Origin of the sequence: Pseudomonas viridiflava, assembly GCF_900602065.1 — a bacterium.
Classification (GTDB): Bacteria; Pseudomonadota; Gammaproteobacteria; order Pseudomonadales; family Pseudomonadaceae; genus Aquipseudomonas.
In genome coordinates, this window is the sequence record NZ_UWFN01000116.1 from 367744 (window position 1) to 387331 (window position 19588).

Genomic DNA, 19588 nt, shown 5'->3' on the forward strand with positions numbered 1-19588 from the left:
TAGGAGCTGCACTAATGTGCCTGACACCGCGCTATTGCGTGGCAACGGGATCTGTAGGAGCGCGCTTGCCCGCGATTCGGTCTGTCAGTCGATGAATCTATCGCCTGTGCTGACGCTATCGCGGGCAGGCGCGCTCCTACAGGTAAAAAGCATTCCAGGTCAGGTAATTGCATTTGTTTGATAGGCGCGCAATCCGGTCGCTCCCACGAGAATAGAGTCAACCTTTTCTGAAATTCCGAAGAATAAGAACGGAGGCCTCCATGGCTAACCTCAGCATCAGAAATCTGCAAAAAGGCTTCGACGGCCATCAGATCATCAAAGGCATTGATCTGGACGTAAAGGATCGCGAGTTCGTTGTATTCGTGGGCCCGTCGGGCTGTGGTAAGTCCACCCTGCTACGTCTTATCGCCGGGCTGGAAGACGTGACTTCCGGCACCATCGAACTCGATGGCCGTGACATCACCCAGGTCACGCCCGCCAAACGCGACCTGGCCATGGTCTTCCAGACCTACGCCCTGTACCCGCACATGACCGTGGGCAAAAACCTGTCTTTCGCTCTGGACCTGGCCGGCGGTGACAAAGCTGTGATCAAAAAGAAAGTCGATGAGGCGGCGCGCATTCTTGAGCTGGGCCCGTTACTGGAGCGCAAACCCAAGCAACTTTCCGGCGGTCAGCGCCAACGGGTAGCAATCGGCCGCGCCATCGTGCGCAACCCGAAAATCTTCCTGTTCGACGAGCCCTTGTCGAACCTTGACGCTGCGCTGCGCGTGCAGACACGCCTGGAGCTCTCTCGCCTGCATAAAGAACTGCAAGCGACCATGATTTACGTGACCCACGACCAGGTCGAAGCCATGACCCTGGCCGACAAGGTCGTGGTGCTGAATGGCGGCAAGGTCGAGCAAGTCGGTTCCCCGCTTGAGCTGTACCACCACCCGGCCAATCTGTTTGTCGCCGGTTTTCTGGGCACGCCAAAGATGGGCTTTCTCAAAGGCATTATCAGTCGGATCGACGCAAGCGGTTGCGAAGTCACCCTGGATGCAGGGGCCAGGATCAATCTGCCATTCGGCAATGCGCAGCAGAGCGTTGGCGACCCGGTCACCCTTGGCATTCGCCCGGAACATCTGAATATCGCCAAAGAGGGTGACTGCCAGATGGAGGTCATCGCCGACATCAGCGAGCGTCTGGGCAGCGACACCTATTGCCATGTACGGACCCGCTCGGGCGAGGCGTTGACCATGCGTATTCGCGGGGATCTGGCCAGCCAGTACGGCGACACGCTGAAGCTCCATCTCGATAGCGCTCACTGCCACTTGTTCGACGCTCAAGGACTGGTGATTGCCAAAGCCTTGCCGGTCGCAGCCTGAAATCAGGAATTATTGTCATGAAATTGAACAAACAGAATTTGTCTCAGCTCGGTGACAGCATCGCTCTGCCTGCCTACAACCCTGAAGCCACAACTCAGGGCATTGCCCACATCGGCGTGGGCGGATTCCATCGCGCGCATCAGGCGTTTTACACCGACGCGTTGATGAACAGCGGCCAGGGCCTGGACTGGAGCATCTGTGGCATTGGCCTTCGTCCGGAAGACCGAGGCGTGCGCGATGCACTCGCGGGGCAGGATTATCTCTACACACTGTATGAACTGGGCGACACGCCTGATACGGAAACCCGGATCATCGGCTCGATCAGCGCTATGTTGCTGGCCGAAGACGATATCCAGGCGGTTATCGACAAGCTTGCCAGCCCGGAGATTCGCATCGTTTCGCTAACGATCACCGAAGGCGGTTACTGCATCGATGACAGCAACGGCCAGTTCATGATCCACCTGCCGCAAATCCAGCACGACTTGAGCTATCCGCAAGCACCGCGCACGGTGTTCGGGCTGCTTTGCGCGGCGCTGGCAAAACGTCGCGCGGCAGCAATACCGGCGCTCACGGTGATGTCCTGCGATAACCTGCCGCATAACGGCGCGGTCGCGCGCAAAGCCCTGCTGGCCTTCGCTGCGCAGGGTAATCCCGATCTGCACGACTGGATCGCCGAACAGGTGAGTTTCCCCAACGCCATGGTCGACCGCATCACGCCAATGACCAGCACAACCCATCGCCTGAAACTGGCTGACGAGAAAGGCATTGATGATGCCTGGCCGGTAGTCTGCGAACCCTTTGTGCAATGGGTGCTGGAAGACAAATTCGTTGATGGACGCCCGGCCTGGGAACAGGTTGGCGTGCAGTTCACCGACGACGTCACGCCTTACGAAGAGATGAAGATCAAGCTACTCAACGGCAGCCACCTGGCGCTTACCTATCTGGGCGCGCTGAAAGGCTATCGCTTCGTTCATGAAACCATGAACGACCCGCTTTTCGTCAGCTATATCCGCGCGTACATGGACCTGGACGTCACACCGCAACTGGCTTCGGTGCCGGGTATTGATCTGGAAGGCTACAAGGACACGCTGATCGAACGGTTCTCCAATCAGGCGATTGCAGACCAGTTGGAGAGGGTCTGCTCCGATGGCTCCTCGAAATTCCCGAAATTCACCGTCCCGACGATCAATCGCCTGATTGTCGATCAGGGCAATCTGGAGCGTGCATCCCTGGTGGTCGCGGCCTGGGCGCTGTATCTGCAAGGCAGCGAAGGTGAAAACGGGGTTGCCTACAAGGTCGTCGACCCCCGCGCCGAGTTCTGCAAGGCACTGGTGGCCGACGATGTATTGATCGTGCAGCGCTTGCTGGCAGTCGAGGAGATATTTGGCGCGGCCATCCCTCAGTCCGCTGAATTCGTTGCAGCTTTCGAAAAGAACCTGAACAGCCTCAAGCAGTTGGGCGTCAGCAAAACCCTGGAAAACCTGTTGGCTAAAACCGTGTGAGGTGCGCATGTTTCTTGGAATCGACTGCGGCACCCAAGGCACCAAGGCCATCGTACTCGACGCTGCCTCAGGTCAGGTACTGGGCCAGGGATCAGCCGCGCACAGCATGATCAGCGGCCACAATGGCCGGCGTGAACAGGACGTAGAACAATGGCTGTCAGCCTTCGAGCAGGCGACTGCCGAGGCGCTTCTTCAGGCCGGAATATCCGGGCAGCAGATCCTCGGCATTGGCGTATCAGGCCAACAACATGGCCTGGTACTGCTCGACGATGACGGTCAGGTGCTGCGCCCGGCGAAGCTGTGGTGCGACACCGAAAGCGCGCCGCAGAATGATCGATTGCTGGAATATCTGGGCGGCGAAAGCGGCTCGCTGGAGCGCCTGGGTATCGCAATCGCGCCGGGCTACACCGTATCGAAGCTGCTCTGGACCAAGGAGGAGCATCCCTCGATATTTGAGCGGATCGCCAAAATCCTGTTGCCCCATGACTACCTCAACTACTGGCTCACCGGCCGTTGCGCCAGTGAGTATGGCGATGCCTCGGGCACCGGGTATTTCAATGTGCGCAGCCGTCAGTGGGATCTGCCACTACTCGATCATATTGACCCCAGTGGCAACTTGAGCCGCGCGCTGCCCGAGTTGCTTGAAGCGCACCAGCCGGTGGGCACTGTGCAGCCGGATATCGCCAGGCGTCTGGCCATCAACCCGCAGGCGCTGGTCTCCAGCGGTGGCGGCGACAACATGATGGGCGCCATCGGTACCGGAAACATTCATCCGGGTGCGATCACCATGAGCCTTGGCTCGTCGGGTACCGTCTATGCGTTTGCCGACCGGGCAAGTGTCAGTGAGCAGGCGTCAGTCGCAACCTTCTGCTCTTCGTCCGGGGGCTGGCTCCCGCTGATTTGCACCATGAACCTGACCAATGCGACGGGCGCCGTTCGGGAGCTACTGGGACTGGATATCGCGGCCTTTAACCAGGCCGTCAGCCAGGCCCCGATCGGCGCCGACGGCGTGTCGATGCTGCCGTTTCTCAATGGCGAGCGTGTACCCGCCCTGCCCCATGCCACCGGCAGCATACTCGGCCTGGACGCCACCAACCTCACCCAGGCCAACCTCTGCCGGGCGGTCGTCGAAGGCACCACCTTCGGTTTGCGTTATGGCCTGGATCTGTTGCGGGCCAGTGGTATCAGAAGCAGTAACATTCGCTTGATTGGTGGCGGAGCCAAAAGCCCGGTATGGCGGCAAATCGTGGCCGACATCATGGACACTCCCGTGGTCTGTACCGAACAAGCTGAAGCCGCAGCTTTAGGTGCCGCCATCCAGGCAGCCTGGTGTCATGCCAGCGCCGATCCGGCCGGGGAAAGTCTCGACAGCCTGTGCGCCCGCTGCGTGAATCTGGATAACAGCAGCGAAACCCGGCCCGTGGCTCAAAACGTCGTTGCCTATCAGCAGGTCTATCAGCGGTATCGTGACCAGTTGCAGGCCATCTAGGCCGCAACGGTGACATTATTTCAGGGAGCACCTATGTTTCTCGTTTGTGGCGAAGCACTGTTCGACTTCTTCAGCCAGCCCGACGGTGGCGGACAACTCAACAAAATCGGCTTTCAGGCCATTGCGGGCGGCTCGCCATTCAACGTCGCCGTGGGTCTGCGACGCTTGGGTGTAGACGCTGGACTGTTCGCCGGCCTTTCTACCGACTATCTAGGCCAACGGCTGCGCAGTGTGCTGGAACACGAAGGGGTAAGACCCGATTACCTGATCAGCTTCGATGCACCCACGACGCTGGCCATGGTTGCAGTGGACGTCGATGGTTCGCCTCACTACAGTTTTCGCGGCGAAGGCTGTGCTGACCGAAAGTTGCAACTGGAGCATCTGCCGGAGCTTGACCCGCAAGTACGCGGCATTCATGTCGGGTCGTTTTCACTGGTGGTTCAGCCTGTCGCCGACACGCTGCTGGCACTGGTGACCCGAGAGAGCGGGAAACGGCTGATCACCCTCGACCCTAATGTGCGCCTCAACCCTGCACCCGATATCAGCCGTTGGCGCGAGCAGATCAGCGCTTTCGCCGAGCATGCTCACATCATCAAGGTCAGTGACGAGGACCTGAGCCTGCTCTACCCCGATAAAGATCCGCAGACCATCGCCCAAAGCTGGCTGAGCAAGCGCTGCCAGCTCGTGGTGCTGACTCAGGGAACTCAGGGGGCGACGGTCTTCACCCGCCAGCACGGTAGCTGGTCAGTGCCAGCACAAACCGTGAAAACTGCTGATACCGTGGGCGCGGGCGATACCTTTCAGGCGGCCTTGATCACCTTCCTGAGCGAACGCGGGCTGGATGATCCGCTCAGCTTGCCGACCCTGCGCAAGGATACGGTTGATGAGATGCTCAAGTTCGCAGTGCAGGCCGCAGCGCTGACCTGTACCAAAGTCGGGCCGGACTTGCCGTATCGGGATCAGTTGAGGTGAAACAGATGTAGATTGCGCGGCTGCAAGCTACTGGATTGAAATGCATTTCTGTAGGAGCTGCCGAAGGCTGCGAAGCGCCTCTCCTGATGTACCGCAATCGCAGCTTTCGGCAACTCCTACAGGTCCTGTGTGTGCCGCGAGACAGCGCCGTGCCGGGGACACGGTGCGATCACCTGCAGGCAGTCACCGGTACTGGTGGTATCGGGTTTAAACCAGCGCCAGACGAGCCGCGAGGATTTTTCCGTTTACATCAGCAGTCGTCTGTTGCTGCTGCTCTTTCAAGGCTGTTTGAAGCTTGGTATCGACGTCGAGCTTTTGCTCAGGCGTCATGGCTTCATACTCTTCCTTGCTGACCCCGGTCAATTGCTCGCGCATCTTCTCCGCAGGCGTCAAGTCCATGTAGTCCTTGAACTCCTGCTGAGTCGAAGTGAACTTCGATACCGCTTCGGCCACGTCAGCTTCACTGGTGACCGCAGAATCACGGGCCGCGATGTTGCTGTCATTGGCTGCCGAGATAAACGACGGCTCAGCTTCGGTTTCGGCCTTCTGTGTAGCAGTCTTCAGGCTGAGCAGCATTTTGGCGAAAGCTTCGTCATAGGCTCCGTTCTGCTGGCTGCCATTATTTTGCGCGATAGCATCCACGGCCGGGACAGGGCTGGCAGCCCCGACCGGTACCGAAAAGGCATCTGTGGTTACATCCTCTTGAGTCTTGCGACCCACCGCCTGAGAAACCAGGTGATGGAGCGCACTGATACTAGCGGTATTCATTGCTCACCTCCTGTTGCCGATTGTGACGCCCAGCAAGTAGAGCAAGACCGATGCCACTTTGGTTGCAGCGCTGCAAGCCTTGGAACACAAAGGCTGTGACTCGGCGGCTGTCTATTCAAGCGAGAAGAAACGGCAATCTGCGGCCAGCATTGGCCGAGGTTTGCCGGTCCATCAGATATTTAGCTGCAGCTTGTCTTCCGGTAACGGCACGGCGAAGAAATAGCCCTGAGCCTGACCTGCACCGATCTCACGTAGCAAGTCGAGGGTTGCCTGATCTTCAACACCTTCAGCCACTACCGTCAAATCGAGGGACTCGGCCATCCGCACGATTGCACGCACAATCGCCCGGCTACGAGCGCTGGTCGTCAGCTCAAGCGTAAACGACTTGTCGATTTTCAAGCCGCAGAAGTGATATTGATGGACGTAACTGAGGGACGAAAAACCTGCGCCAAAGTCGTCCAGAACCACCGTCATGCCATGGTCGGCGAGCTGCTTCATTGATTGCCTGGCCAATTCAGGCTCTGCAACCAGCGCCCCTTCGGTCAGCTCCAGACAGATTCTGGAAGGTGCCACCTCGTAGTTCGCCAACAGCGTTAACACTTCTCCGGCGAATTCGGGGCGGGTGATGCTGTAGCTGGAGCAGTTCACGTGCACGGTGGGCCAATGCTCATTGCCTGGCCGCGCAAGAATCTCCACCACGCAGCGCAACATGTACAAGTCCAGACGGCCAATCAGGCGCAAGCCTTCCAGAGCCGGTAGGAACTGACCCGGAGCGAGGATTTTGCCGTCGGGTTGACGCCAGCGGATAAGCGCCTCAAGGGCCAGCAGCTTGCCGGTGTTTACACACACAATCGGCTGAAAGTAGGGAATCAATTCGTCCGCACGCTTGAGGGCATTGCGCAAGGCGCCCTCGCGCTCGACCTGATCGGACACTTCGCGACGCAACTCCTGGTTGAAAACCGCGTAGCTGTCACGTCCGCCGTTCTTGACCCGGTACATCGCCATATCAGCATCACGCAGCAAATCCGCCGGCATTTGATGAAACTGGCTGTCGGCGCCGACAACGCCGATGCTGCAGGATGAAAACACCGCATGACCATCGATGAAAAACGGCAAATCGAAAGCGGCAAGAATGCGCTCGGCAATTCCGATAGTGACTTCCAGCGGCGCACCTGCGGCCAGAACGGCAAACTCGTCACCGCCCAGACGTGCCAGCAAATCCGTTTCACGCATGCAACCACGCAGGCGGTCCGCAGCCTGAGTCAGTAGTTGATCGCCAAAATGGTGTCCCAGGCTGTCGTTCACCAGCTTGAAGCGGTCGAGGTCGATAAACATCACCCCCAGTTCGCTGCCATGATTACGAAACTCCAGCCATGCCGACTGCAGGCGTTGCTGCAAATGACTGCGGTTTGGCAAGCCGGTAAGCGAATCATGGGAGTTTTCATGCTGGAGCTTGGCGTTGGCGTAATCCAGCTCACGGGTTCTGTCCTGAACCCGTGCTTCCAGGCGCAGATTGGCGGTATGCACCGCTTCAGCTGCGCTACGCCGAGACAGAGCGGTGTCGATATGCCGCGAGACGAACGTCAGCAGCTCCTGATCGCGTAATGAGTAACGCACCAACGGCGAGTAACTTTGCACAGCCAGCACGCCACGCACGTCATTGCCGTCAAACAATGGGATGCCCAGCCAGGAGGAAGAGCGGATGCCCTCCCTGACCACTTCAATCTCACCACAGCGCTCAAGTCTGAGTGTTTCATCCTGATCGATCAGGCAGGCGCGACGCTCGCGTATGACGTATTCGGTAAGACCGCGCTGGCCCCGGCGTGAAGGCGGACGGGTGGCCTGACGCTCATCCACATAGTAGGGAAAGGTCACTTCTGCAGTGGACGTGTCAAACAGCGCGATATAGAAGTTCAGAGCAACCAGCAATTCCCCTACGATCAAATGCAGACTATGGAAGAGTTCAGCCATGTCCCCCGGCTGACTGGACAGCTCGGCAATCTGAAACAAGGCACTTTGCAAATGCTCGGCCCGCTCACGCTCGGCAACCTGCTGACGCAGCGCGTCATTGAGCGTTGACAGCTCCTGAGTGCGGAGCATGACCGTTCGCTCAAGGTCGGCACGGTGCAGGATACGGTCCAACGCCATGGCCACATGACGAACCACGACCAGAAACAAGGCCCGGTCCTCGGCGCTGTAAACCCGGGATACGTCGTACACCTGCATGGCCAACATGCCGAAGACTTCATCCGAGGCATTCTTCAGGGGCGCTCCCATCCAGAACTCCGGGCGATGTCCGACGCAGTAAAAACGCTTCTGCAGTCGCGCCCGTTCAATACCCGCAGCATCGACAAACAGCGGCTGACCGCTGGTCAGGACATACCCGGTCATCGACAACCTTGACCGATCCAGATATTCGTACGCCTCGGACTCCAACGCCTCTACATCCGTGATGTCGATGTAATACGGGTAGGTGATTTTGTCGTTGCCAGGGTCGTAAAGCGCCAGATAGAAGTTCTCTGCGTCAATCAGCGAGGCAAGCTGATGATGCACCCCCTCCAGGAAAGCGCTGCGATCGCGGGTCGAACTGGCCAGGTAGGTTATTTCGTAAAGAACTCGCTGGGTAATCTGTGCCCGAGCCAGCGCATCGATCTGCAGTCGGTTCCCAAGCCGCAGCGCGAGCGCGGCCAACTCCACATTGGCTGTCTCGCTTTGCGGCGCCACCAGCCACGCAAGTACGCCTTCGCCCCTGCCCGCGGCCCAGCGCTGCAAACCGTATTCGCGACAAAAATCATCAAACCGGTCGTTGGCAACACTCACCGACCAACGCATCTGGCCTTCGCCGCGCCCTAACAGGTGCATGGGGTCACCGACGGCGTAGACCGCCCAAGGTATTTTTCCCATGCACTTCTGGATGGCGGTGAGGACTACTTCGATAGGTTCGCCACCGCAATCAATGGCAGCGCTCTGCCCGACAATGACCGGATAGCCGCGAACAGGATCGTCGCTGACACTCGATTGCGTTCGGTCAGGGGCCAAGGGAGGAACACTCATGAAAGCTCCAAAACCAGAGACAGCAGGCGCTTATCTTCGCGGTGCCCGCAAAACCGTGCAAGTGGCATATTCATATCAACTGCAAGAAAGCCGCCAGATCTATCGGCGCGCACAGTTTAGCCTTGAGCGCGGCTTCAGACACCCTGCCTGTAGCTCAGCATGTCAATAATCAGACAGAAGCTTTGATGAGAGTAAAAAGAAGGGTTATTTGGCGGGAATGAAACGGATATCGGTAATACCCAAGAGCCTGGCCTGAGCCAGCACCTCTTCAGGAGGCGCGGCGGCATTTGGCATAGTCAGACCACTCTCCGCGTCGCCAAAGTGCAGTTGCAGCAGGTGCAAAGCAGCCATGTTCTCGGCGAGCACTTGCTCCGGCAACTCAAAAGAGTGTTCGCGCATGTGCCCTTTGAATCGGTATGAAACGAGGTGGCGAAAAACCATGACCGTTCAAGCCTCTACCCGACAAGAGCCTGGCCATAGATTTCGGAACGTCTGATAAAAGCACTCCAGCGGCCGAATGACAGGCTTTGCCGTGCGGTAGCAGCAACCCATACCGGTCCTGTGGTCTGGTGCGCCCCCACCATTCCCATCATCGCAGTGGTTGCGTCATTCAATTCGAACATCAATACGTTTGCTTGAGTGCTGAAATCATTGTGCATAGTCATGAGGTAACCTTCTGGGCGATGGGACTGTCTGGACAAACAGCCCCTTGCAATGAATGTGACAGCGGGATAACCCAGATAGCCGCCACCTTCCGACAAGCGGTCTTTAATAAAGAATTCCTATCTCCATTCAGGACAAATAGCTGCGCATAGTTTGCCTGAGCGCCATTGACGTGCCCTTTTTTAGAGCGCGGTTTGAAAAAACTTATCAAATGTTCCCTACGCTACCGACGGCCAGCTTTTCAAACTCTTGAATAAATCGCGTCGCCTGAGTTGTGACGAAGGCCAACCCCCTCATCATCAATGTGATAAAGCCCAATTATTTGAAGTCAGGCTTTTTATGCTCAAGCTTTAGCCAACACTCGCCGAAATAGATAAGCAAGCAGAAGAAAATGGCACCATTCGTGCTTAAGACATTTTTGTGAAGTTTTTGTGACAATATGATTACCGAGACGTCTGATTACCTTCACAGATTGAAGTAATGCGCCCGGCGTCAACAGGGGCAGCATTTACATAAGGTGAACAAACGATGAAAGAACGAGCAACTGTGATTTGCAAACGCGACGGCAGGATTCTCTACGTGCGCAAGTCCAAATCCAAATGGGCTCTGCCTGGCGGCAAGATCGAGATGGGTGAAACCCCGGAACAGGCTGCAGTTCGAGAGCTGCGTGAAGAAACGGGGCTGCAGCATCTCGACCTGGTCTATCTGAGTGAATATGAGAAAGACGACGTCACCCACTACATATTCATGGCAATGCTTTCGTCATCAGCCAAACCAGAACCGCACAATGAAATTGCGGCGTGCAAGTGGTCGCCTGTCAAAAATGTCAGCGACCTGAATGCAAGTGCTGCAACCAAATCGATCGTCAAGTCGTTCGCGCGACAAGCCATATGACCGCCCCGCTCGCCGCCAACGGGCAGTGACTATTTAATCAGCACCACAGGCACTGAAACCTCATGGACAACGCGGTTGGCAACCGAACCCAGCATCAGTCCACTGAAGCTGCCAAGGCCCCGGGTTCCCATGACCACAGTGTCGCAGCCCAACTGTTTGATGGCAGCATTGACCTGCTCAGCGACATTACCCAACGCGGCATGAGTCTTGTGCGTCACGTCTGCGGCGCTCAGCATTGCTGCTGCCTCCTTCAGCACCTTGTCGGCCTCATCCAGAAGGCCATTGTTGATTTCCTCAATCATGCTGGCAGTAACGTAGTCGCCATAGACAACGGCGCCATGCTGAGCATTGATTACATGAACCTGAAGCGGACTCGCGCTATCACGGGCACGCTCAATGACGTATTGAAGTGCGCGTTTGGCGGGCTGTGAGCCATCATAAGCGACCAGAACGTTGCGCATGGCGTATCTCCCTTGGTGTGTAAACCAAGACTAGGCAGCCGCTGCTGCCTGCGCCACCGCTAAGAAGACTTGAGTTGATCCAGCTCAATTTCTGAAGGGTTTTATCGAGAGAAATGGATATTCAGCGATGAAAACCCCGGCAAATACCGGGGCCTGATATTCATGAGGAGATTCAGGTTCTCGCCAGCAGACCGATGGTAAAGCCATCAACCGAGGCAATCTTGCCGCGCCACAGAACGCCTTCTGCGCAAATCGGACTCTGGTCACTTGAATAGGTCTTGCAATCCTTCAAATGGATGAAATGGAAGGCCGTGGTTTCGTCCGCCGCCTCTCCGGGAGTGAAAGACAAAATGATCTGCTTCATCGACTCGTCAACGCCGCCTTCGAACTGAGCCAACGGCGCGGCCATGTCATCAGCCAACTGTCTGAAATAAGTGTCATGGGAGATCAACTGACCCGACACAAGGTTGCCGCCTACCGATAGCGTTATGCCGATTTCTACCGGAGTAGTCACAACAAACTTGACCAGAAACTGCAGCAACCAGTCTATTTGCTTGCCTTGATCCTTCAGATGCGCGATCAGCTCATCATACTTCACGTCCGGGGACGTGCCTGTGAGGCCCTGCTGTACTTCCGACATCGACTGCTCCTTGCCATGCAAGTAAATGAGCCTTAGCTATAGCTCAGATTCTTCAAAAGCGAAACCCGGGATTCCTGATCCTTCCTCTGCGGCACGCGTTGAAACGCATGCCCCAAGGCGTTAGCAAGACCGCTCCAAGTAAACGGCTGTCAAGTGAAAGTGATTGATCAGTCTGTGAATGACTTATCAGTACTGTAACATTCGGCATGGACTAGCAATTCGCCACAAAGAAGAAGGATTTATGTTCGCGGTCAAAGAGCTCCCTCAGCAATTCCCCCACACGTTCAAATATCTTGATGCCACATTTTTCCTGATAGAAGCTCCCTCGGACGCCAAGCGTGACGCGCTGTGCAATCTAATACGCGCACGGCGCTTCCCCGGCCTTGAGCGAGTCAGTGCACCACTGCAGGGTGCAGAAGACGAACTGTTCGCCAAGGCCCAACCCCTCGACAGCCTGAAGTCCCGGCTCCGCGTGACACTGGGCCGTGCCAAATCCGACGGCATGTATGACTGGCCTGTTGAGGAAGTCCTGAATACCGCTGAAGCTTATAGTCGCGGCGCACCAATAACCCCTCTTGCAGGGTTTGGCTACAGCAAATCGACCCTCGGGATCACTCAGGAATATTTCATCCTTACTGAACTACTCAATGAACATGTAAACGGTATAACGTGGCTCGAGTCTGCACCCGAACAGATCGAATCTTTCATTGAGCTTTCATTTAGCCTGCTGCGAACCCTGCACGAAAAACAGATAACCCACATGGACTTCTGGGCCAATAACGTCATGGTCAATCTGGCTCCGGAAGGCGAACCGATGGCGATAGACCTGGAAAATTGCTTCCCTCAGACCTCGCTCTACTTCAGCGAAACACTGGCGTTTCAATTTGGCTTTTTTTACAAACGGGACATTTATCGCTTTATCACTGAAGCGCGTTATGACCAATTGGTAGCCGATGAACTGGACATGTACCCGTCCATTGACCATGAAGCGTTTGAAAGCGTTTACAAGCTCAGCAAATATGAAAAGATTGGCAGGAAGGACCGTCGCGAGATATTCCTGAGGGGGACTGTCGTTACCGGTTAACCCCCTCCGCTCGCCTCGTCGCGGCGCACCGACAAGCTGTAACGCCTTCCGCTCATCCTGCCTGCGCGCGCGCGATCTTTTAGAGAGTGCGCGGGCCATGTGAAAAGATCGACTGATTCCTAAGAGTTATTCATTCGAATAGCATTTCTCAGTAAGTGTCCTGAATAGCGATCGCCCCCTTCGCACCGCCAGACAATGGCAATATAGTATTACGCAACCAGAATTTACCGGGACGGATCCTATGAATAAGAAAAAATACGCGATCGTTCCCGTTCCGTTGCTCGAACGCCTGGCAACGCCTCCGCCCTCCTCCATGCCGGAATCTTCCACTGCATTACAGGACCTGCAGGAATTACTTGCCAAACCAACCGAGTTGCCACTGACACCTGATCTACGGTTCATTTTAGGCAGACCCAATTTTGGCTGCCAGCCGACTGCACAGGTCCTACGAAGGCTGGGCCACCACATCGCCGAACGAGCCGAAGACGAGCAGGCGGCGACCATTCACTGGCTGCTTAACCATTACCTGCGAGACCCGCTGAACTGGCGGAAAAATTCGCTTGAAGAGTTTGATGCAGCGGCCCAGTCGCTGAGAAATACAGAAGGCTACCTCTAGCCAGCGCCACCGACACGTCAGGAGCGCGGCCAACCCCCTACCACTCTATCCAATAGCAGATTGAACCCTTGCAGCATGGTCGTGACTAAACAGTAACGACCAAGGGAGAGCAAGGCTATGGGTAATTCAGAGAGTTGGAATGTACTGGCGGCAATTATGAATATGCCCCTGCTGTGGATCATATTCGCGACCGTTCTGGTGATAGTCGAGTTTTTGGTAGTCATGCGGATCGTCAAAAGCGAAGGCAGCCGGGAGAGCAAATGCCTTTGGATTCTGGCGCTGGTCTTCGTTCCTGTTGTAGGGCTGATTGCATGGATCATTGCAGGTCCCAAGACCAAAACAGCACGTTCGGAATCTCGTGGCTAAGTCGATACCCGTCTGGTCCCCGCTCGTCCGAGCGGTCAGCAGACTGGCGCAGCGCTTGCAGCAGGCCTTAGCAACCACAACAGATAGTCGTAATTTTGACGTGGCAGTCAGTCTACTAAAGCTCAAGGACGCAGCGATGCGCCGGGATCAGGAGATGTACCGTGTCAACTCTCAGTGAAATCGCAGCGAACCATGCGAAAGCAGCCAAACCACTGGATGCAGAGTCGGCCGTTTCAAAGGCGTCATGCTCCCAGCCTTCGGACAATAGCAACGACGATCAGGATGAAGTGCCGCCATACGCTATCGCTGCGATCAGCGATTTGGCAGGGCAGCCAATCCGGATTCGAGCGGACAGCGACTTCAATGTTCAGCTCTGCGGTCAACACTGACCGGACCTCACACTGATGCTATCCAAGCGTACCGACAGCGCTTGCCCTGCGCTGAAACGCCCGGACATCTGGGCTGAAGAAGTACGCAGCTAGTGCCAGCAAAAGCCCCGCGAATACGGTCAAGACGGCCGAAGCTTGTAAGTTAGTGCCGAAGATAGCTACGGCTGCTACCAAGGGCATCAGCGCAGTGATGGCAGTAATAATCGCGAGAATATTGCCTGCAATTCTACTGCCCCGGAAAACGAAGAAAAACAACACCACTGTCAACACAAGGCGTACTGCCGCTGCCAGCGTAAAGTCTGGTATTAAAACCCACAACTCGTATGCGAGATAGGCGGCAGCGAAACCAACAAGAAGAATGGGAGGTTTGTTTTCCATCAGGCTCACTGAGGGCTCACAGAGTGGGGGTTTTGCAAAAGTTTTGAAAATGCCTTCTTTCATACCGACAACAAAAAAGGGCCCACCTTGCGGTGGGCCCTTCTGTACCGGCAGCAGGACCGGATTTTGTTTGGTAGGCGCGACTGGACTCGAACCAGCGACCCCCACCATGTCAAGGTGGTGCTCTAACCAACTGAGCTACGCGCCTGCTGTGGGTCGGCATTCTACGGATATTGGAATGTGTGTCAACACCTTTTTTCGCGCTAACTCCATGAATATGCGAATTTTTTCTCTTTCCACCTTTTGCCTCTTTGTTTCACCGCTGGCTGGTGGAGATTTTTTATCTCGGGTAGGATCTGAGCCTTCGTAAAATATATTAAACGGAGGTTGAAGGATGGCGAACACTCCTTATCCACATTCCTATTACGCCGCTTCGGCCAATCCGACCCCGGACCGCCCGCAGTTGCAAGGCGATGTGGAAACTGACGTTTGTATCATTGGCGCGGGCTATACCGGTTTGTCCAGCGCCCTGTTCCTGCTGGAGCATGGATTCAAAGTCACCGTACTGGAGGCTGCCAAGGTCGGCTTTGGCGCTTCCGGGCGCAATGGCGGGCAGATCGTCAACAGTTACAGCCGCGATATCGACGTGATTGAGCGCACCGTAGCCCCCCGAGACGCACAACTGCTGGGGCAAATGGCGTTCGAAGGCGGCGCGATCATCCGTGAGCGTGTTGCGAAGTATCAGATTCAATGCGACCTGAAGGACGGCGGAGTATTCGCGGCCATCACTGACAAGCAGATGGGGCACCTGGAAGCGCAGAAGCGCTTGTGGGAACGCTATGGCCACACCCAGCTGGAACTGCTGGATAAACGTCGCATGCGCGAAGTGGTCGCCTCGGATCAATACATAGGCGGGATGCTGGATATGAGTGGTGGCCATATCCATCCGCTCAATCTAGCGCTCGGTGAGGCCGCCGCGGTGGAGTCGCTGGGTGGCGTCATCCATGAACAATCCGCAGCCGTGCGAATAGAGCGCGGCGCTACCCCGGTTGTTCATACCGACTCAGGCAGGGTCAAAGCACGTTTTGTAATCGTCGCGGGGAATGCCTATCTCGGCAATCTGGTGCCAGAACTGGCAGCCAAGTCCATGCCCTGCGGTACTCAGGTCATTACAACTGAACCCCTGAGTGAAGAGCTGGCGAGAACGCTGCTGCCTCAGGATTACTGCGTCGAAGATTGCAACTACCTGCTGGATTATTACCGACTGTCCGCAGACAAGCGCCTGATTTTCGGGGGTGGCGTGGTGTACGGCGCACGCGATCCGGCGAATATCGAAGCGATCATCCGCCCGAAAATGCTCAAGGCATTTCCGCAGCTCAAGGATGTGAAAGTTGATTACGCCTGGACGGGCAACTTCCTGTTGACTCTGTCGCGACTGCCGCAAGTGGGGCGACTGGGTGACAACATTTACTACTCGCAGGGTTGCAGCGGTCATGGCGTGACGTACACCCATCTGGCTGGCAAGGTATTGGCCGAGGCTTTACGTGGGCAGGCAGAACGCTTCGACGCGTTCGCCGGCTTACCCCACTACCCTTTCCCCGGCGGACAGTTGCTGCGTACGCCACTCACCGCATTGGGCGCCTGGTACTACAGCCTTCGTGACAAGCTTGGCTTCTAAACAGACGCAACGCCTGATCAGCGGGCTTTAAGTGTCTTGATAGCTTCGCCAGCGGCCTGTTCCTGTCCTGCCTGAGCCAGGTCGTTGGCCGCCTTCGACCAGCGCTGCTCATCAAGATTGGCAGGCAGTTGGCGCGGGTTCTGAATCAGCACAGCCCAGCTACCGGTCTTTTCCCAGGCCGAAGTAAAGCTGCTGAAACTCATCAGCAAATGGCGATTCATCCCGGCGTGGAGCAACACGGTCTGTTTGTTGCGGTTATAGCCGACAAGCACGCCGTAACGCGGTTCGGTGAAGACCGTCCCCTCAGCGAAACGCACCATCACCGGGTAACCCGCCGATATTTGCGTCAGCAACGACTGCAACCCTCTGTCCAGCGGGTACACCAGAAATCCGTACTGCCGCGCCACTTGCTGCATGTTTTGTTCGAGCGTGCCCTCGCCGCCGGGCAATTGCAGGGATTTGTCCAGCAACCCGGGGGTTATCTGCACTCGCTGATAAGACAGCATGCTTGCCAGTGCACCAGGACCGCTCTGGTAGGCGTTACCACGGAAGAATGGGACGTTGTTGAGCTCGACGCGGTCCGGGAGGCGCTTTATTTCGGGACTCAAGGCCGAGGCACAACCGCCAAGGGCAAGGACAACCGCAATGGCCGCGCCTAAACGCTTGAGGCCAGCGACACGAGACAGAGGAAATACCGGCGACATTTTTACTCACTTCAACAAGCGCCGGACAACCCACGGCCCGGCTCAGACGACGATAATAGGATGCGTCAGGCGCGGGGTATACCTCAATGTGCAGTCTTCAGCTGCGCATAGATCAAATCGATCATGAAGCTTCGACCATTGGTCAACTAACGGAAACATGCCACGTACTAGACTGTCGATTACAAGGACCGCAAATGAAAAGCAGGGTCCGTGGAGGACGTATGAGCCTGGAAATGACAATCGTGATGCTGATCGCCGCATGGCTGGCTGTTGCCACCGCCATGCTCTGGGGTGTGATGCGTATTTCCCGTCGTCATCATCACCATCGCAGTGTTGAACCCGCAGCAGCCAAACCCCTGAAGCCAATCAAGGGCCGACGGCACGTTCCGGCCCATTGAGCGAGCCTGATTGAGTAATCTCAAATAAAACGGCCGGTATGGACATTGCCCATACCGGCCGCTTGTTTTTCAGGCTGGCAATCGAACCTGGCTATTACGCCTTGGACGCTTGAGCTGCTGCTTCTTTTTTCATCTTGGCCTTGCGCGCCCACAGGTTAAGGACCTCGATCAAGGCCGAGAAAGCCATCGCTGCGTAGATGTAGCCTTTTGGTACGTGAGCACCGAAACCTTCTGCGATCAGCGTCATGCCAATCATGATCAGGAAGCCCAGCGCCAACATCACCACACTCGGGTTGTCGTTGATGAACTTGGCCAACGGCTCGGCAGCCACCAGCATTACGACCACAGCAGACACCACTGCGATAATCATGATTGGCAAGTGTTCGGTCATGCCGACAGCCGTAATAATGCTGTCGATGGAGAACACCAGGTCCAGCACCAGAATCTGACCAATCGCCGCACCCATGCTCAGGGTGATGGTTGAGTCCAGCTTCTGCTCTTCCTCAGTCTTGACATCAACGCTGTGGTGAATCTCGGTTGTAGCCTTCCAGACCAGGAACAGACCACCTGCAATCAGGATCATGTCCTTCCAAGAGAACACCTGCCCCAGAATGTCGATGACTGGTTCAGTAAGCTGCACGATCCAGGCAACGGTACTGAGCAAGCCCAGACGCAGGAACAACGCCATGCCGATACCCAGGCGACGAGCCTTCTGCTGCTGATGGGCCGGTAGCTTGTTGGTCAGGATGGAGATGAAAATCAGGTTATCGATGCCCAGCACGACTTCCATGACCACAAGGGTAGCCAAGGCAATCCAGGCAGCTGGACTTGAAGCGAGTTCTAACAGGTATTCCATGTGTATTGCCCTGATTCAGTCAGTAGATAAGGTCAGATTTCTTGCTTGCTTTCGTCGTCTTTCTGCTCAGCTTTGGGCTGCGCCATGGACAGATCCTGCTTGGCATCATCCAGGGCTTGTGTTGCGGCCTTGTGAGTATCGTCGATCGCTTGCTTGGCTGAATCAGCCGCAGTGCTCAACAGTTGTTTACTGGATGTTTCAATCTGGTCACAGCCTGCCATAACCATGAGGGGTACAGCTAGCAACACTGCGTAAAGAGGTTTGATCATCTGAAGCCTCGAAAATGAACCGGTCAATACTGCTCCGGCGATAGGCCAGCATTCTAGAGAGATCAGATCATCAGGAAAATTCGTATTTTCAAGCTGTATACTTCGGTGATACCGAATCGGGAACAGCCATGCTTAACTATCGACAACTTCATTATTTCTGGGTGGTTGCCAAAACCGGCAGCATCGTGCGGGCTTGCGATCAGTTGAACCTCACCGCACAGACCATCAGCGGCCAGATCAGCCTGCTTGAGCAATCGCTGGGCGTCGATCTGTTTCAAAGGGTCGGTCGGCAGCTTGAGCTTACCGAAGCCGGGCGCCTCACCCTGCCCTACGCCGAACAGATGTTCCAGCTTGGCAACGAATTGGAGTCGGTGTTACGGGCGCAGCCGGATGAGCAGCAGATACTGTTTCGCGTCGGGGTCGCTGACGTGGTGCCCAAGTCGATTGTGTACAGACTTATCGCACCGACAATGGAGTTGAGTGAGCCGCTTCGCATTACCTGCCGCGAAGACAAACTTGAACGACTGCTTGCCGACCTGGCTATTCAGCGCCTCGACCTGGTGATATCCGACAGCCCTATGCCTTCGCATCTGGATATCAAAGGTTACAGCCAGAAACTGGGGGAATGCGGAATCAGCTTTTTCGCCACTGCTGAGCTTTCAGAGCGCTACGGACAGGATTTTCCGTTCGGCATGCAGGGTGCTCCCTTGTTGATTCCAGGCCAGGAAACTGTGGTGCGCAGCCGACTGATGCGCTGGTTCGCGGAGCTTAAAGTCCAGCCAAGGATTGTCGGGGAGTTCGATGACAGTGCGCTGATGAAAGCATTCGGCAAGTCGGGCAGCGGCATATTCGTCGCCCCCAGCGTCATTGCCGATGAAGTCCAGGCGCAATACGGTGTCCAGCTACTCGGCCAGACAGATGCCGTGACCGAGTCTTTTTACGCCATTTCAGTAGAGCGCAAGGTCAAGCACCCGGGCATCGTTGCGATTACCGAAGGTGCCAGACAGAAGCTATTCACCGATGCGGCTTAAACGCGCATCAAG

At 56.1% G+C, this 19588-nt stretch carries 22 protein-coding genes and 1 tRNA gene; 12 read left to right on the top strand and 11 right to left on the bottom strand.

The genetic code is table 11. From position 1 onward, the window contains the following. Positions 1-260 precede the first annotated feature (260 nt). Genes EE949_RS06915 through EE949_RS06930 form a run of 4 tightly spaced genes read left to right on the top strand, consistent with a single transcriptional unit; the run spans position 261 to position 5327 of the window. Positions 261-1364, top strand: coding sequence for an ABC transporter ATP-binding protein (locus EE949_RS06915; protein ID WP_122663595.1), 1104 nt, complete (start codon positions 261-263; stop codon positions 1362-1364). A 17-nt stretch (positions 1365-1381) separates the two neighbouring features. Continuing rightward, complete coding sequence (locus EE949_RS06920; RefSeq protein WP_122663596.1) at positions 1382-2866, top strand: mannitol dehydrogenase family protein; 1485 nt, start codon at positions 1382-1384, stop codon at positions 2864-2866. A gap of 7 nt (positions 2867-2873) precedes the next feature. Further along, entirely contained in the window at positions 2874-4355 is a 1482-nt protein-coding gene (gene xylB, locus EE949_RS06925) for a xylulokinase (protein ID WP_122663597.1), read from the top strand. Positions 4356-4388: 33 nt separating this feature from the next. Next, positions 4389-5327 carry a carbohydrate kinase family protein gene (locus tag EE949_RS06930; protein ID WP_122663598.1) on the top strand — a complete coding sequence of 313 codons (939 nt, stop codon included), beginning with the start codon at positions 4389-4391 and terminating at the stop codon, positions 5325-5327. 207 nt (positions 5328-5534) lie between these two features. Here the strand turns inward: EE949_RS06930 and EE949_RS06935 are convergent, their stop codons facing one another. From EE949_RS06935 to EE949_RS06950, 4 genes are all read right to left on the bottom strand, one after another. Beyond that, positions 5535-6095 (bottom strand): hypothetical protein, encoded by a 561-nt coding sequence (locus EE949_RS06935; protein ID WP_122663599.1) that lies wholly within the window; start codon positions 6093-6095, stop codon positions 5535-5537. Positions 6096-6266: 171 nt separating this feature from the next. Further along, positions 6267-9149: a sensor domain-containing phosphodiesterase gene (locus EE949_RS06940; RefSeq protein ID WP_162873799.1), complete on the bottom strand. Its 2883-nt coding sequence runs from the start codon at positions 9147-9149 to the stop codon at positions 6267-6269. A gap of 204 nt (positions 9150-9353) precedes the next feature. Then, on the bottom strand, positions 9354-9548 hold the full coding sequence (locus EE949_RS06945) for a hypothetical protein (RefSeq protein WP_240350339.1): 195 nt from the start codon (positions 9546-9548) through the stop codon (positions 9354-9356). A 56-nt stretch (positions 9549-9604) separates the two neighbouring features. Beyond that, entirely contained in the window at positions 9605-9814 is a 210-nt protein-coding gene (locus EE949_RS06950; protein ID WP_122663601.1) for a hypothetical protein, read from the bottom strand. Positions 9815-10340: 526 nt separating this feature from the next. Between EE949_RS06950 and EE949_RS06955 the strand changes: the two genes are divergently transcribed. Continuing rightward, entirely contained in the window at positions 10341-10706 is a 366-nt protein-coding gene (locus EE949_RS06955) for an NUDIX hydrolase (RefSeq protein ID WP_122663602.1), read from the top strand. A gap of 29 nt (positions 10707-10735) precedes the next feature. On the opposite strand, the gene EE949_RS06960 is transcribed toward EE949_RS06955, so the two are convergent. Further along, positions 10736-11167, bottom strand: a complete 432-nt coding sequence (locus tag EE949_RS06960; RefSeq protein WP_122663603.1) for a universal stress protein — start codon at positions 11165-11167, stop codon at positions 10736-10738. A gap of 172 nt (positions 11168-11339) precedes the next feature. Next, complete coding sequence (gene gvpU, locus EE949_RS06965; RefSeq protein ID WP_122663604.1) at positions 11340-11807, bottom strand: gas vesicle accessory protein GvpU; 468 nt, start codon at positions 11805-11807, stop codon at positions 11340-11342. A gap of 178 nt (positions 11808-11985) precedes the next feature. On the opposite strand from gvpU, the gene EE949_RS06970 reads away from it, so the two are divergent. The 4 genes from EE949_RS06970 to EE949_RS06985 all read left to right on the top strand — a co-directional run bounded on the left by EE949_RS06970 (position 11986) and on the right by EE949_RS06985 (position 14262). Then, positions 11986-12891, top strand: a complete 906-nt coding sequence (locus EE949_RS06970; protein ID WP_240350337.1) for a hypothetical protein — start codon at positions 11986-11988, stop codon at positions 12889-12891. Between the two features lie 241 nt (positions 12892-13132). Further along, a complete protein-coding gene (locus EE949_RS06975) occupies positions 13133-13507 on the top strand; it encodes a hypothetical protein (protein WP_122663606.1) in 375 nt (124 codons plus the stop codon). A gap of 117 nt (positions 13508-13624) precedes the next feature. Beyond that, positions 13625-13873: a PLD nuclease N-terminal domain-containing protein gene (locus EE949_RS06980; RefSeq protein ID WP_122663607.1), complete on the top strand. Its 249-nt coding sequence runs from the start codon at positions 13625-13627 to the stop codon at positions 13871-13873. A gap of 161 nt (positions 13874-14034) precedes the next feature. Continuing rightward, positions 14035-14262 (top strand): hypothetical protein, encoded by a 228-nt coding sequence (locus tag EE949_RS06985; RefSeq protein ID WP_122663608.1) that lies wholly within the window; start codon positions 14035-14037, stop codon positions 14260-14262. Between the two features lie 18 nt (positions 14263-14280). On the opposite strand, the gene EE949_RS06990 is transcribed toward EE949_RS06985, so the two are convergent. Continuing rightward, positions 14281-14703 carry a hypothetical protein gene (locus EE949_RS06990; RefSeq protein WP_122663609.1) on the bottom strand — a complete coding sequence of 141 codons (423 nt, stop codon included), beginning with the start codon at positions 14701-14703 and terminating at the stop codon, positions 14281-14283. 68 nt (positions 14704-14771) lie between these two features. After that, positions 14772-14848 (bottom strand) — tRNA-Val (locus EE949_RS06995). A gap of 186 nt (positions 14849-15034) precedes the next feature. On the opposite strand from EE949_RS06995, the gene EE949_RS07000 reads away from it, so the two are divergent. Further along, the gene (locus tag EE949_RS07000; protein ID WP_122663610.1) at positions 15035-16318 is read left to right on the top strand and encodes an NAD(P)/FAD-dependent oxidoreductase; all 1284 of its coding nucleotides are present in this window, start codon (positions 15035-15037) and stop codon (positions 16316-16318) included. A 17-nt stretch (positions 16319-16335) separates the two neighbouring features. On the opposite strand, the gene EE949_RS07005 is transcribed toward EE949_RS07000, so the two are convergent. Further along, on the bottom strand, positions 16336-17022 hold the full coding sequence (locus EE949_RS07005; protein WP_122663611.1) for a PA2778 family cysteine peptidase: 687 nt from the start codon (positions 17020-17022) through the stop codon (positions 16336-16338). 194 nt (positions 17023-17216) lie between these two features. Between EE949_RS07005 and EE949_RS29420 the strand changes: the two genes are divergently transcribed. Further along, a complete protein-coding gene (locus EE949_RS29420; protein ID WP_164666702.1) occupies positions 17217-17420 on the top strand; it encodes a hypothetical protein in 204 nt (67 codons plus the stop codon). Positions 17421-17514: 94 nt separating this feature from the next. Here the strand turns inward: EE949_RS29420 and EE949_RS07010 are convergent, their stop codons facing one another. After that, positions 17515-18276 (bottom strand): TerC family protein, encoded by a 762-nt coding sequence (locus EE949_RS07010; RefSeq protein ID WP_122663612.1) that lies wholly within the window; start codon positions 18274-18276, stop codon positions 17515-17517. A gap of 32 nt (positions 18277-18308) precedes the next feature. Beyond that, on the bottom strand, positions 18309-18545 hold the full coding sequence (locus EE949_RS07015; protein ID WP_122663613.1) for a hypothetical protein: 237 nt from the start codon (positions 18543-18545) through the stop codon (positions 18309-18311). Between the two features lie 128 nt (positions 18546-18673). On the opposite strand from EE949_RS07015, the gene nhaR reads away from it, so the two are divergent. Next, positions 18674-19576 (top strand): transcriptional activator NhaR, encoded by a 903-nt coding sequence (gene nhaR / locus EE949_RS07020; RefSeq protein WP_122663614.1) that lies wholly within the window; start codon positions 18674-18676, stop codon positions 19574-19576. Positions 19577-19588 lie beyond the last annotated feature (12 nt).